Consider the following 14,454-nt stretch of genomic DNA (forward strand, 5'->3'; position numbering starts at 1 on the left):
TTCGACCTATTCCAATTATTGGTGAATGGGGGTATAGTATGAAATTGGAAGCAGCGGTTATCATCAAAAATTTTATTTAAATCATGCAGGAATGAAAAAATACTGCATCGGAGTTGAGCAATATGACGAGTCAGGTTGAAAAATTTAAAGTGAGTTTAAGGAAGAAGCTCGAGTCTATCTTTCACTTTTGGAATGGATTTATTCAGAACCATCCATTTATTTTACGGGTCTTTACAATTTTTTCTTGGATATCGCTATTTGCCTTCGTACTAAGCTTAATTTTTATGGAAGACTCCAGAAAAATGTTCGTCCAGTTTTTGTGGTCATTTTACGTTATTTTGCAATTTTGGTTGTTATGTCGAAGTAAAACTTTAACTTGGAAGAAGTACACCTATTTCTTTTTGGCGGGGGCATGGTTAATCGTACCGTTGAATTCTCTTATCGTCAGTTTCATTACTGCTATTTTCGGCGGGAGGGAACAAGATATATGGAGTCAAGCATTTTTAACCCCGATTGCTGAAGAGGTGTTAAAACTGATCCCCATTGGAGTTTATCTGTTTTTGTCACGACGTGCTTCCACATTGAGTTTAAGCGATTATGCGCTTATTGGAGCGGCAACGGGAGCTGGTTTTCAATTTTTAGAGGAAACCACTCGTCGATTTATTTCTGGAGGTATTTTTGATTATGGTGTGACACTATTTGGAGGGAAAGTGCTTCATTGGGATTTATTCACACTATTTCCAGGCTATTTTGAGGAGGGCTTTTTGCCTGATAAAATGTCTGCAGGACATTCGTTGCTAACCGCGATGGTAACGTTAGGAATCGGGTTAGCAGTGCGATATAAAAGTAAATTAAAACGGTATACATTTATTTTTCCTGTTATCCTTTTGGTTTGGGCCATTTTTGATCACGCAATATGGAATGCTAGTTACAATGCTCCGGATTGGTTAACCGGAATTCATGATTTATTAGGAAGTGGATATGCGGCAAAACCGGTATTTTTAATGATGCTCGGTGCTGCGTTACTCATCGATTATTGGGAATTGAACCGAGTAAGAGCGAAGATTCCTATGCTAGATGGGGAAACCCTGATCAATCCTGTTACTGAAATGTGGAATTTATTCAGATGTGTTTTTGAAGACAGACAGCGTTTTGGATACATGCTACTTTTTTATCGAGAACGGAGAGAACTAGGATTTACCTTGTTACACGGTAAAACAGAGGCAAGGGAACTTTTATCAGGCATAGAAATAAATATTCAGAAGTACTACAAAGCTTTAATTATTGTCTTATTAGCATTAGTCTCAGTTATGTTTCTAACTGATTGGGGAGTCACTGCCAATGGCTCCGAGGCTTGTATTGCCTGTTTATTTGATAGTCTGCAAAACTGGTGGAACGGTTTGTCAGGTTTGGAAAAAACTTTGATTGTCCTTGGAGCATTTGCTTTAACGTTCCCGTTATTAGGATTCTGGTCGGCAATAGGTGCCGTATCGACTGGAATCGGAATTGCAGCAGGCGGAAGTCAGATTGCAGACATTATCCGCAATCCTAAAAAATACCTTACGCCAGAAACGGCTCTTGCACTGGGAATTGGTGCACTGTTAAGTCGAATTCCTTTTGGGAAAGCCCTTGTAAAACTAGGTGACTCGGTTTCATCGAAACTAAAACCTTATTTAAAAAAGATCTTTGAATCGTTCACAGGAAAGAAAAGTAAAAGTAACAATAATCATGACCATGACCAGAATTCCTCTAGTAAAAAAGCTCACCAGGAAGAAGATCCAGAGAAAAAGAACGATAGAAGTGAAGATGACTCTGAAGAAAATAAGGAAACGAATAAGAACGATAATAGTGAAGATGATTCTAAAGAAACTAAGGAAGCGAATAAAAATATTACTTTTAAACCAGGATATGATAAACATTTAGTAGAAGTAGTAGATATTGTTAGGAAAAAAGGTAAGGGCGTAGTTGGAGGACATAATCTCAATAATTTCGAAAAGGCATTTAAAGCGAAAGGCTGGGATTTAGAGGAGTGTATTATTTCAAAAAGAAAGCACCCTTCCATCGAGGGAGTGTATGAAATAGAATATGGCTTACCTAAACTAGACATGGAAGGAAAGCTAATACCTGGAGAGCTTAAGAATGTTTCCCATCCAAAAACAGTTTACGACCCCAACATCATATCAGACGAACAGATACTAAAATGGGGAGAAGAAGCCATGAAAAATGGTAAGGTCGTTGGCGCTGGGAGAGAGATAACAGGTGTTTCCTCTAACGGACTCCAATTTAGAGGCTTTATTGATGAATCAGGAGAAATATCAAATTTCTTCCCTACCCTGGATTAATAATGAAGGAGTTGGAAGCATCGTGGAAGATATGCAGCGAAAATTGATAAGTTATTTCTATCACCATATGGGAGACGGTAAATTTTTACGAATCATAAGAAGTTATGCGAATGGTGAAGGATATGGTACTGAATATGCGAGGTTTGTGTTTGCTGACTATTATGAAGAGTGGGAAGAAGATTATTTTGGTAAAGAAGGTATAGCCTATTACATTGATCGTCCTGCAGTAGAAGAAGACCAAGAGATTATTTTAGATTATCCGACATTCTATAAATATTTAAGAGAAGAATGTGTTCGTTATCTTAAAGATTACCCCCAAGATAAATCAGAAGTAGAAGAACAATTAGAAAGGATTAAAGAAAGATTTAATATACAAGAATTTTGATTAGCTTTTATGCTTTTCAAGGTTTTTAATATGCTTAATCAATGCATCTATAGACGCATACTTAATATGTATTCTCTTTATTTTTAAGGATTTTTATAAATTAGGTCTTGATAAATCTTATGGATGTGGGCCTTTTCGCCTTATCCTTAGATACTTCGTGTAAAATATCAATTAACACAATTAAATTTGAGTAGTTAAAACGTCTTAAATCCTTGATAGTACGGGAGTTGAGGCGTTTTTTATTATATCAGGAGCTAACGTAAGTGTTATTAACACACATTTTGATAGATGAGTGACAAATTTGAGGATAGCTCCACGGGTGCTTACGTTCTACCCTGGCTACGGTTATCATTTATCGATATAAAAAAGGTCAACCAGAAATATCTGGCATCATATAAAATTAACGGTGGATTTACTACAATATGGAGTAAGTCAGTTACTTATTCAAGTAACTGAGTTAAAGGACAGGATTTTTAACATTATAGATTAGTTAAATTTCGTTAGGTCGGAAGCACTTATCTGCTTACTTCCATTGACTATCAATGTATTAAATGCTTATTATTACTACAAGAGTTTAAGTTTATTATCTTAAAAGAGGGGGTTGGACTAATGAACGTGATATTTAATGTTTCAAACCACTTAATTGATAATACAGAATCACTTGCTGAAGAAATCGTTGATGGTGTTTTGTATAGTATGAAATTAGAAATCCCTCTGTGGGAAAAAGAACAAGCAATAGAAATGTATATTGAATTTATAAACTTTTTAGGCGATTCCCTTATTATCGAGGAAGAGAAAATACCTGAAACTCTCGTTGAATGGAGTAAGAATAACGCAGCTAGACAGGTATCTCCCAAAGGGAAAATTTCAGAAATATTGGTTCGTTACCCACCAACAAGGGAAATTTTTACTGACATAATGACGAAAATTAGCATAGATTTTGGGCTTACATTAGAAGATTATGCTTTCATTATTAAAAGGATAAATAATATGTTGGACATAAGCCTCAATGAAACGGTTTTTGCCTTCGAACGCCTATCCGATGAATATAAAGAGGAGACGCAAAGAGAACTGGCTGAACTGTCAGCACCTATTGTATTAATTAAAGAAGGTATTGCCGTTCTCCCTCTGATTGGTATTATCGATTCATATAGGGCAAATCACATTATGGAAAAAATCGTACCAAAAATTGCTGAACTTCAGATTAGATATGTTATTGCCGACTTCTCAGGCATATTTTTAATTAATTCAGATATAGCGCGGCATCTACATCAAATAGGACAAATGCTTAATTTGTTAGGGATACAAACCTTGACAACAGGTCTACGTCCTGATTTAGCAAAAACAATTGTAAATAGTGGAATTAATTTGTCCGAAATTACTACTTTCGCAAACGTTAAGCAAGCATTAGAAAGCCTCAATCAATAATAAGTAATACATAGCTTAGGATAATCCTTAAATCTGTTCACTTGCAGTCTGCAATCTCCAGCGTTAATTAAAACTAAAGTCTGATAGTTTGTTAAAAAAGTTCGATAGTTTATAAAAAAGATTGATTAAGATTCCTGTTTTAAAATACAGGAATTTTTTAATATTCTATATTGAGAAACAAATACTAAAGGTTGGAACAGACTTAGTAAATTGTAAGATATTTTCGAGGAGAAGGTAAATTTTTCGGCAGGTTGAAGAAAAGAGGATGCAGTACAATACCGTATCCTCTAATAATTTCTATACACTGTCAGTGGTATACTAACAGATATTAATATATTCCTTGTTTGATAGGATTTATATCTCATAGGTAACAAAAATAGAATCTACCTAGATACAGATTTAATTGAAAGAATTGATATCCCTCCGATTATCGAGAAAACAAATGACATTATAAAAATTGATGAAAATCCTATTGCTGAAATCATAAATGCAGCAATTACTGGGGCAAGAGCTTGAGTTACTGTATTTTCCCAAATTGTAAATTCCTAAGAAAAATCCAACGCGATCCTTATCAGGAATAACTTTCAAATTTAAAAGGTTATCCAAAGAATTCCATATTCCCATTCCAAAACCAGCCAAAAAAGCATGAATTTCGTAAAAAAACAAATACTTAGAAATATAAAAAGCTTGAATCTTCAAGCTTTTTAATTTTGTGAGCATATGAAAATAAATAATCAATTAGCTGAGATACTATTTTAATATGTTAAGTCCTACTTTTAACTCGTCTATTGAGTGCAATACGCAAATAGTTATCATGATAGTCTGCCCGCTTAGAAAACGATCAGAATAAAAGACACGAATACCGTGACTTTTCAAATAAGCTTCCAACTTTAACGCATCGTAATTCCCTTCTATAGGAAGCAAACTATAAAAACTAAGAGGATTCCAACATTCTGTTTTATAGGAAAATAATCAGAATATATATCATTCACAGTCAGTGCAAGCTATTCCTTTTGAGAAACAACTTCATGAGCCTTCCTTGACAAGATAAGCTCTGTGATCACCTCTGCGTCTAAAGAAGAGGTTTTTACATTGATGTTAAAAATATCCGTTGAAATTTCTCACGTAACGCATCCCCATAGACCATATAGGCGACTCTTAATCCTGAACAAATTGCCACAGATATAAATGCTCTGTTCTGAAAGTAAATTGAACATTGGCTGTTGGTAATCGGTGTTTCTTCATTTTTAATGTTAGATCTTCTTACATAAATATAGAATTCTATTTTTTCGTGGTTTATACTTCAAACATATTAACAATATTAAGAGCGTTATTTAAATCATTTTGAATAAAATAGCTCTCTAGGGTTCCGTTTAAAGAGTACTCTTTAAAGTCTGGTCCGAGAGAGAGCGTACAGCTATACATAGTTGTATACACGGAGGGAAAAAAGCCCGGGAGATTTTTTAAAACAAAAAATCTCCCTGACTTTTTTCCTTTTTTATTACATTTTAAAAAGGATGATGGATGATGATGGAGAATGCTACACTTGTTAAATCACTAAAACTACCTCAAGTTGTTTTTATGGGACTTGCTTGGATGACCCCGATGATTTATTTTACGGTCTACGGTGTGGCGTTTGAATCAGCTAATGGTCAAATGGCAGGCGCATATATTGCAGCCTTTCTAGCAATCTTTTTTACCGCATATAGTTATAGCAAAATGGTAAAAGCTTATCCAATCTCTGGTTCTGCCTATGCGTATACAAAAAATTCTATTCATCCCAAAGCTGGGTTTCTTGTAGGATGGGCACTTCTTATCGATTATGTTTTCTCTCCCATTATTGCGATTTTAACCTTCGGAATTTTTATGAATACCGAGTTTCCCGCTGTCCCTATTTATGTTTGGGTCATTATTATGAATTTCATCCTGGCTGTAGTCAACATCCTTGGGATCAAATCCGCTGCACGCTTAAGTGGGATCTCCGTTCTATTTCAAATCGGATTTATCTTACTATTCTGTGTTTTAGTTGCGAAGGATATTTTAACAGGAGGTAATGAATCCAGTTCCATCTTTTCATTAACTCCATTCTTTAGTGATGAGTCATCGACGAGCGCTGTGTTCTCAGGTGCTGCTGTAATTTGCTTCTGTTTTCTTGGTTTCGACGCAGTAACAACTATGGCGGATGAAACCGTTGATGCTCAAAAAACGATTCCGAAAGCTATTTTTTGTATTATTTTTATTGCTGCTGCTATGTATATTTCAATTTCTTATTTAACTCAAATTGCGTATCCGAATTTTACGTTTACAAATCCAGATAACGCTGCCTACAGCCTTGTTCAACTGATTGGCGGAAACCTATTGAGCTCACTGTTTATTATGGTGTTAATTGTGGCGACCTTTACACAAGGGCTTTCGTCAATGACCAGTGTAAGTCGTTTTTTATACGCACTTGGCCGTGATTCAATTTTGCCGAAAAAATTATTTTCCTCAATCCATCCAAAATACAAAACACCTGTAGCAAATATTATATTTGTGGCTGTTATTTCCTTATCAGCTATTTTTATTAATCTCAGTACAGCCGTTTTATTTGTCAGCTTTGGTGCATTAACAGCATTTATCTTCGTGAACTTATCTGTAATTGCACATTTCTATATTAAGCTTAAAAAACGTTCACCAAAAGAAACCATTTTATTTCTGATTTTCCCTCTTATTGGTGCTAGTTTTATTGGATGGCTATTAACTTTACTAGATACAAATACGCTAAAATTTGGCATTGCTTGGATTGTGATCGGCTTCGTTTATATGTTTTTCAGAACGAAGTGGTCGAAGGCAACAGAACGAAAAATCATGCTTTCACCGAATACACAAATGAAATTAGAAAAGCATGTAAGATAATCTACCATGTTTGTTGTTTCATAACACCATGACCATTTATGCTGAGTACATCAAATCACAAAACACTTATAAAGGTTTCCGCAATCTAGTTGGAAACAAAAAAGCTTTCTAGGGTTCCGTTTAAAGAAGTAATATCATCTTTAAAGCCTGGTCCAAGAGAAAGAGTGCAACCGTAACGGTTGCATACACGGAAGGATAAAAGCCTGGGAGATTTCCATCTCTTTAGGCTTTTATCCTTTTTTTATTTGGCTGTTTTCGCAAACTTTGTTGCTTTTAAAATAGTATTGGGTTGGTTGATTGGCGCTCCAGGATGCTCGCTTTCCGTGGGGCGGGAGATGAGCCTCCTCAGCGCGAAGCGCCTGCGGGGTCTCATCTGTCCCGCTACTCCCACAGGAGTCTCGCACCTTCCGCACCAATCACCCTAATCAGTTTTGTTCAAAAACAACAATCTTTTAGAAAAGAGCCTTTTATTTTAATTGTCTATCAGTTTTAAAAGTTTTGGTTCCATGTGCTTTTGGCCAGATCTATATGGCAGGCACCTCGGACCTTTCTAATTAAAAGGGGGATGAATCAATGATTAACACTGTTTCTTCTATTATCACTAAAACTATACCGGCTGGTGGAAAATGGTCAGCCCGCATTCGAAGAGGAAAAGAAATTACCTTTACTGCACTCGAAGATGGCGCTAATTTATCTTTATTACTTTATAACGCGGATGACACTGCTGAACGCTACAATATGCCAGATACATTAAAAGCTCAATACACAGCATTTTTAACAAAAGGAAATGTTCTAATGACTGATAATGGTCGCGTACTAGCAAGTTTTGTGGAAGACACAGTCGGCTGGCATGATACGATCTCCGGATACACTACCCGGCAAATGATTGATGAGAAATATGGAAAAACCACCTATCAAGAAAATCGGAATGAATGGTACCGGAGCGGGGAAGAGAATTTGATTGTGGAACTCTCCCGTAATGGATTAACGACAAGTGATTTATCACCAGTCATCAATTTATTCTCGAAAGTGTATTGCGATGAGGAGGGAAACATGAATTTTGTCGAAGGACATACGAAAAAAGGAAAGATCGTCACACTTAGAACGGAAATGGATGTCCTTCTCGTTTTATCAAATACACCAAATCCACTAGATACCAAAAATATTTATGAATCGACACCGATTGAAATGAAGATAAAAGATGCAGGACCTGTTCAAGAAAATGACATTTGCTTGAACCACCGCGACGAAAACCGAAGGGCATTTGAAAATACATGGGAATACTTAATGCTTACTAAAGGAGGAATTCAATAATGGCAGTTTTAAATTATGTAGAAAGTGAACGTAAAGTGGAAGAAGCAATCTATCATAAAAAATTACTTGCAGGAGAGGGCTGGTTGTATACATTAGAGCCAGGTCAAGTGTTACGAATTCTGGATTTAGAAGGCAATCAAGCAGCGGACACGTTGTTCTACGATGCGGATCATCCATCTGATCATTACAGTGCCATTAATACAATTTTGCGTCAGCGAAATATTTATCTATCTACAGGTTCTGTTCTTTTAGCTGAATCGGGAAAAGAATTAATCAAAATTGTCGCGGATACATGTGGACGTCATGATACCATTGGCGGTGCCTGCTCTGCACAGAGTAACACCGTTCGATATTCACACGATACATTGCCGATGCATAACTGCCGTGATACCTTTATGCTCCAAATGGCTAAATATGATAAACGCACAACCAAACGAGATATTGCTGCGAATGTTAACTTTTTCATGAACGTTCCCGTAACACCATCAGGCGGATTAAGATTTGATGACGGAGTTTCAGCACCCGGCTATTACGTAGAGATGCAGGCGATCAACCGGACAACGGTTGTAATCAGTAATTGTCCGCAGTTAAACAACCCATGCAACGCCTATAATCCAACACCTGTGCAATTAATCATCTGGGATAAATAAGAGAATAAAGGAGCGTGCGATCATGTTTAAAAAAGTACTAATTGCAAACCGCGGCGCTATTGCCGCTCGAATAGAAAGAACCTTGCAAAGAATGGGAATTGGTTCTGTTGCTGTTTATACAAAAGCTGATCAGGATAGTCTACATGTGGACCTAGCAGATGAGGCTGTTTTAATCGGTGAAGGGGTGGCAAAAGATAGTTATTTAAACGCCGATCTTATATTAAAAACAGCGATTGAAACAGGGGCAGAAGCGATCCACCCAGGGTATGGATTTCTAAGCGAAAATGCAGACTTTGCCCGCGCCTGCCAAGAAAACGGAATTGCTTTCATTGGTCCAACTCCGGAACAAATTGAATTATTCGGTTTAAAGCACTCTGCTCGTGATCTTGCGACAAAAGCCAATGTTCCGCTTTTACCAGGCACTTCGCTGATCAGTGATGTACGTACAGCGTTAATAGAAGCCGAACAGATTGGCTATCCGATCATACTGAAAAGTACAGCTGGCGGCGGGGGAATCGGCATGCGAATCTGTACGGATGAACCGGCATTATGTGAAGCTTTTGAGTCGGTATGTAGATTGGCGGAAACGAACTTTAACAATGGTGGTGTATTTTTAGAAAAATATATTCAAAAAGCGCGTCACGTAGAGGTACAAATCTTCGGAAATGAATTTGGTGAGGTGGCAGCACTTGGAGAGCGGGATTGTTCGATTCAACGACGAAATCAAAAAGTGGTAGAAGAAAGTCCGGCTCCTCTTCTCTCTTCTTCTGTCCGTGAAGAAATGTTAGCAGCTGCGAAAAGACTGGCTCTAGAAGTGGGGTACCGCAGTGCCGGTACAGTTGAATTTTTATATGATCCCGATGAAGCAAAGTTTTATTTTCTTGAAGTGAATACACGTCTTCAAGTGGAACATGGTGTAACGGAGGAAGTCTTAGGAATTGATTTAGTAGAGTGGATGGTTCGTGAAGCAGCAGGAGAGTTGCGTTCACTTGAAACTCTTTATTTAGCTCCGAAAGGACACAGTATTCAAGCTCGGATTTATGCAGAAGACTGCTTAAATGATTTCCGTCCAAGCGGTGGACAAATAGACCAAATTCATTTTTCTGAACAAGCTCGAATTGAAACATGGGTACGTGACGGTATCAACGTCACTTCGTTCTATGATCCAATGCTAGCAAAAATTATTGTTCATGCTGATACAAGAGAAGAAGCGATTGATAAATTAAGCACAGCTCTAAAAGAAACAAGATTATATGGAATAACAACGAATCTACAATATTTAGAAGCTCTGTTACAAGAAGAGGATTGCCGTTCAGGATATGTGCATACACAAATGTTAAAGAACTTTGCGCCAGAGGAAAGTGCTATTGAAGTACTTGACGGCGGGATTCAAACGACTGTACAAGACTTTCCGGGGCGTGTCGGACATTGGGATGTGGGTGTACCGCCTTGCGGACCAATGGATCCATTCTCCTTCCGAATTGGAAATAAGCTGTTAGGAAATGACGAAAGGGCTCCAGGATTAGAGTTCACGCTTCGTGGCGGTTCCTATCGATTCCGGGCAGAAATGTCCATTTGCCTGACAGGTGCTGATATGGAAGCGAGGTTAGATGACAGAGAAGTACCCATGTATAGCGTCATCCATGTCAAACGAGGTCAAGTGCTATCATTCGGTGAAGCCGTACAAGGCATGCGGACCTATTTATTAGTAGCAGGTGGATTAGATATGCCACTATACCTTGGCAGCTCCTCAACCTTTACTCTTGGTGGCTTTGGCGGACACGGTGGACGTGCACTCCGGACAGGCGATGTTCTGCGGGTTAGCTCAAATTCTGCACCTTTACTGTTCGAACTCCCTTCTGATCTTCATCCTGTTTTAACAAAGGAATGGACGATTGGTGTGATTCCAGGACCGCACTGCACAGAAGAATATTTAATGCCTGACTATTTGGATCAATTAACAACTACGAGCTGGGAAGTTCATTTTAACAGTTCACGTACAGGTGTCCGATTAATAGGTCCTGCTCCGCATTGGACACGTGAAGATGGAGGAGAGGCAGGCTTGCATCCATCCAATATTCATGATAACGCCTATGCGGTTGGAACTCTTGATTTAACAGGAGATATGCCAATTTTACTCGGCCCAGATGGTCCAAGTCTTGGTGGTTTTGTTTGTCCGGTTACGACTGCTTCAGCAGAATTTTGGAAAATTGGTCAACTTCATGCGGGCGACCGTATTCGTTTTCAGCTTTTAACATTAGAAGAAGCAAATGAACTACGTCAAACACAAGAACAATACTTGGAGAGTATTGGAACAAAGGAATGTGAATCAGCCGTTCTTCCGACTTTACCAACAGAAATTGCACCATTTTCACCAGACTATCCAGTGCTTGTTGAGCGGACAGACGGCCGTTTTCCAATGATGATTCGTGCAGATGGTGATGAAAACATTCTGATTGAATATGGGGAAATGGAATTGGATCTTTTGCTTCGTTTCCAAGTACATGCACTCATGCAAGCCATTCAATCCCGTCATGATATTCCAGTGATCGATTTAACTCCTGGCATCCGTTCTTTACAAGTTCATATTGATGCAACAAAGTTGTCGGTTGCTGAACTTTGTGAAATCATTCAATCTCTTGATCGAGAGCTGCCAGCGCTTGAAGAAATGGAAGTACCGTCCCGTATCGTTCGACTACCGTTATCATGGGATGATCCGGCTACACAGCTTGCGATTGATCGTTATCAAAACAATGTTCGTCCTGATGCACCATGGTGTCCAAGCAACTTAGAATTTATTCGTCGTGTGAATGGATTGGATGCCATCGAGGAGGTTAAAAAGGTTGTTTTTGATGCCAACTACTTAGTTCTGGGTCTAGGAGATGTGTATCTTGGTGCCCCTGTGGCAACACCAACCGATCCACGGCACCGTTTAGTAACAACGAAATATAATCCGGCTAGAACATGGACACCGGAAAATGCTGTAGGCATCGGCGGAGCTTATATGTGTGTATACGGAATGGAAGGTCCAGGTGGATATCAATTTGTCGGCCGAACCGTTCAAATGTGGAATCGTTTGCGTCAAACAAAGAGTTTTAAAGAAGGAAAGCCATGGTTACTTCGTTTTTTTGACCAAATTCAATTTTATCCAGTTGGTGCGGATGAACTTCTCACTATGCGTGAGGACTTTATACGAGGACGTTTCGAAGTTGAGATTACCGAAACGACCTTTAAACTTAGTGATTATGTTTCTTTCTTAAATTCAATCAAAGAAAGTGCTGATGCTTTCCGATCAACACAACAGGTTGCCTTCCATGAGGAGCGTGAAAGATGGCGTGAATTGGGTCTTGATGAGTATATTTCCGAAAATGAGGTGACGGAAACGACAGAAGAAGTACTGCCAGAAGGTGTGGAAGCTGTTCGTTGTACGATGCCAGGTAGTGTGTGGAAAGTTCTTGTATCACCAGGAGAAGAAGTGAAAAAGGGCGATACACTGATCATTGAGGAGAGTATGAAGATGGAGTTTCCACAGCTGGCTCCATATGACGGATTTATTCACTCTGTTCTTGTATCACCGGGTGAAGAGGTTCATGCTGGTCAATTAATTATATCCATGACAAAAGAAAAGCGAGGTGCTTCTCATGAAAACATTGAACTTACCGCAAATATTATCCATTCCTGAGCTGAAGGGAAAATATCAATCGAATGAACTTACACCAGAAGCAGTTATTCAGGAAATCGTTCATCGGGCAGAAGCAGACAAAGAATATAATATTTGGATTACTCCGCCTACGATGGAAAGGATTAAACCATATTTAGATCAGTTAAAGCAAATGGATCCAGAGCAAACACCGCTCTGGGGTATCCCATTTGCCATTAAAGATAATATCGATCTTGCGGGTATACCTACTACATCTGGCTGCCCTGAATATTCTTTTACACCGAATGAACATGCGACAATCGTTAAGCGATTGATTGAGGCTGGTGCCATACCAGTTGGTAAAGCAAATCTAGATCAGTTTGCAACAGGTCTTGTAGGAACAAGAAGTCCATATGGAGAAACAAAAAATTCGTTGAACCCTGAATTAATCAGCGGTGGTTCAAGCTCAGGTTCCGCTGTTTCAGTTGCACGAGGGATGGCCGCCTTTTCTCTTGGAACTGATACAGCTGGATCAGGTCGTATACCGGCTGCCCTGAACAGTCTTGTCGGCTATAAACCAAGTCTTGGGGCATGGCCGATCAAAGGTCTGGTAAAAGCCTGTGCTAGCTTGGACTGTATTAATGTGTTTACCAATAGTCTTTCAGATGCTTTGCTTGTTGATGAAGTGGTACGCGGGCTTGAAAGCTCTGATCCATGGTCCAAGTCAATCACGCGTAAATCCAATGCCCTTCCGGAAAAAATTTATCTTGTGCAAGAACCTCCTACATTTTTCGGACCCTTTGCACAGGACTACAAACAGGCATGGGAAAAAGCTGTTGCCCGCGTTGGGAAATTGGATATTCCGATCGAATACATCGATGGAAGCTATTTAGCGGAAGCCGCTGCTATTCTTTATGAAGGACCGTGGGTCGCTGAACGCTGGGCGGAATTAGGGGAATTTATTACGACACATGAGAATGCCGCTTTTCCTGTGACAGAAACAGTCCTTCGTTCCGGAGCAAATCCAGAGCATGATGCGTCTTCTTTATTTAAAGCGATTCACAGGCTACAGACATTAACGAAAAAAGCCCATCAGCAGTTAAAAAATGCGGTTTTGGTCATGCCGACATGCGGAGGTACATGGACGCGTGAAGAAGTACGTGAAAATCCAATTGAAACCAACAGTCTTATGGGACTATATACGAATCATTGCAATCTATTAGATCTTAGTGCTGTAGCGGTTCCAGCAGAAGCTGAAGAAGAAAATCTACCATTTGGAATTACGTTGTTTTCAAGCAATGAAAATGAGCATTTGATTTGTGGGCTTGCCGATTTATTTATACATGGTCGCCGCTTTCGACAAAAGAAGGAAACGACACTCGTAGCAGTATGTGGACTGCATATGCGTGGATTTCCGTTAGAAAAGCAAATGATCGAACATGGAGCTGTCTTTATTCGAGAAACGAAAACCGCTCCGCAATACAAAATGATTAAACTATCTTCCCATCCATCTAAACCGGGATTAATTCGATTGAACGAACCAGGGGCGTCTATTGAAGTAGAGGTTTGGGAAATGCCACTCAGCCAGTTCGGATCCTTCGTCTCTCTGATTCCATCTCCGCTTGGGATTGGAAAGGTAGAATTGGAAGATGGCTCTGAAATACCAGGATTTATCTGTGAAACAAGTGCAGCCAAAACAGCAGAAGATATTTCACATACTGGTGGCTGGCGTTATTCTTGAGCGACTTTAAAATAAAGAGAGCTTTAAATTAAACAAAGTTTGCTAATTTTATAAGGTTT

The 14,454-nt window shown here is 38.9% G+C and carries 8 protein-coding genes and 2 riboswitches; all 8 genes read left to right on the forward strand.

Annotation, left to right across the window (positions count from 1 at the left end):
* The first annotated feature begins 122 nt into the window (after window positions 1-122).
* The 8 genes from HUW50_RS14665 to atzF all read left to right on the forward strand — a co-directional run bounded on the left by HUW50_RS14665 (window position 123) and on the right by atzF (window position 14,395).
* Window positions 123-2,342, forward strand: coding sequence for a PrsW family glutamic-type intramembrane protease (locus HUW50_RS14665; RefSeq protein WP_066323900.1), 2,220 nt, complete (start codon window positions 123-125; stop codon window positions 2,340-2,342).
* Complete coding sequence (gene cdiI / locus HUW50_RS14670) at window positions 2,299-2,727, forward strand: ribonuclease toxin immunity protein CdiI (RefSeq protein ID WP_232328936.1); 429 nt, start codon at window positions 2,299-2,301, stop codon at window positions 2,725-2,727. Before HUW50_RS14665 ends, cdiI begins: the two co-directional genes overlap by 44 nt.
* A 609-nt stretch (window positions 2,728-3,336) precedes the next feature.
* Window positions 3,337-4,155 (forward strand): STAS domain-containing protein, encoded by an 819-nt coding sequence (locus HUW50_RS14675; RefSeq protein WP_066323902.1) that lies wholly within the window; start codon window positions 3,337-3,339, stop codon window positions 4,153-4,155.
* A 1,350-nt stretch (window positions 4,156-5,505) separates the two neighbouring features.
* Window positions 5,506-5,615: riboswitch (guanidine-I (ykkC/yxkD leader) on the forward strand.
* Between the two features lie 64 nt (window positions 5,616-5,679).
* The gene (locus HUW50_RS14680; protein ID WP_260445501.1) at window positions 5,680-7,050 is read left to right on the forward strand and encodes an APC family permease; all 1,371 of its coding nucleotides are present in this window, start codon (window positions 5,680-5,682) and stop codon (window positions 7,048-7,050) included.
* A gap of 97 nt (window positions 7,051-7,147) precedes the next feature.
* Window positions 7,148-7,262, forward strand: a riboswitch (guanidine-I (ykkC/yxkD leader).
* 361 nt (window positions 7,263-7,623) lie between these two features.
* The gene (locus HUW50_RS14685) at window positions 7,624-8,364 is read left to right on the forward strand and encodes an urea amidolyase associated protein UAAP1 (RefSeq protein ID WP_066323907.1); all 741 of its coding nucleotides are present in this window, start codon (window positions 7,624-7,626) and stop codon (window positions 8,362-8,364) included.
* Window positions 8,364-9,014 carry an urea amidolyase associated protein UAAP2 gene (locus HUW50_RS14690; RefSeq protein WP_066323911.1) on the forward strand — a complete coding sequence of 217 codons (651 nt, stop codon included), beginning with the start codon at window positions 8,364-8,366 and terminating at the stop codon, window positions 9,012-9,014. Before HUW50_RS14685 ends, HUW50_RS14690 begins: the two co-directional genes overlap by 1 nt.
* Window positions 9,015-9,036: 22 nt before the next feature.
* Window positions 9,037-12,696, forward strand: a complete 3,660-nt coding sequence (gene uca, locus HUW50_RS14695; protein ID WP_185652983.1) for an urea carboxylase — start codon at window positions 9,037-9,039, stop codon at window positions 12,694-12,696.
* On the forward strand, window positions 12,656-14,395 hold the full coding sequence (atzF, locus tag HUW50_RS14700; RefSeq protein ID WP_066323915.1) for an allophanate hydrolase: 1,740 nt from the start codon (window positions 12,656-12,658) through the stop codon (window positions 14,393-14,395). Before uca ends, atzF begins: the two co-directional genes overlap by 41 nt.
* Window positions 14,396-14,454: the final 59 nt, after the last annotated feature.

Source organism: Metabacillus sp. KUDC1714, assembly GCF_014217835.1.
GTDB lineage: Bacteria > Bacillota > Bacilli > Bacillales > Bacillaceae > Metabacillus > Metabacillus rhizosphaerae.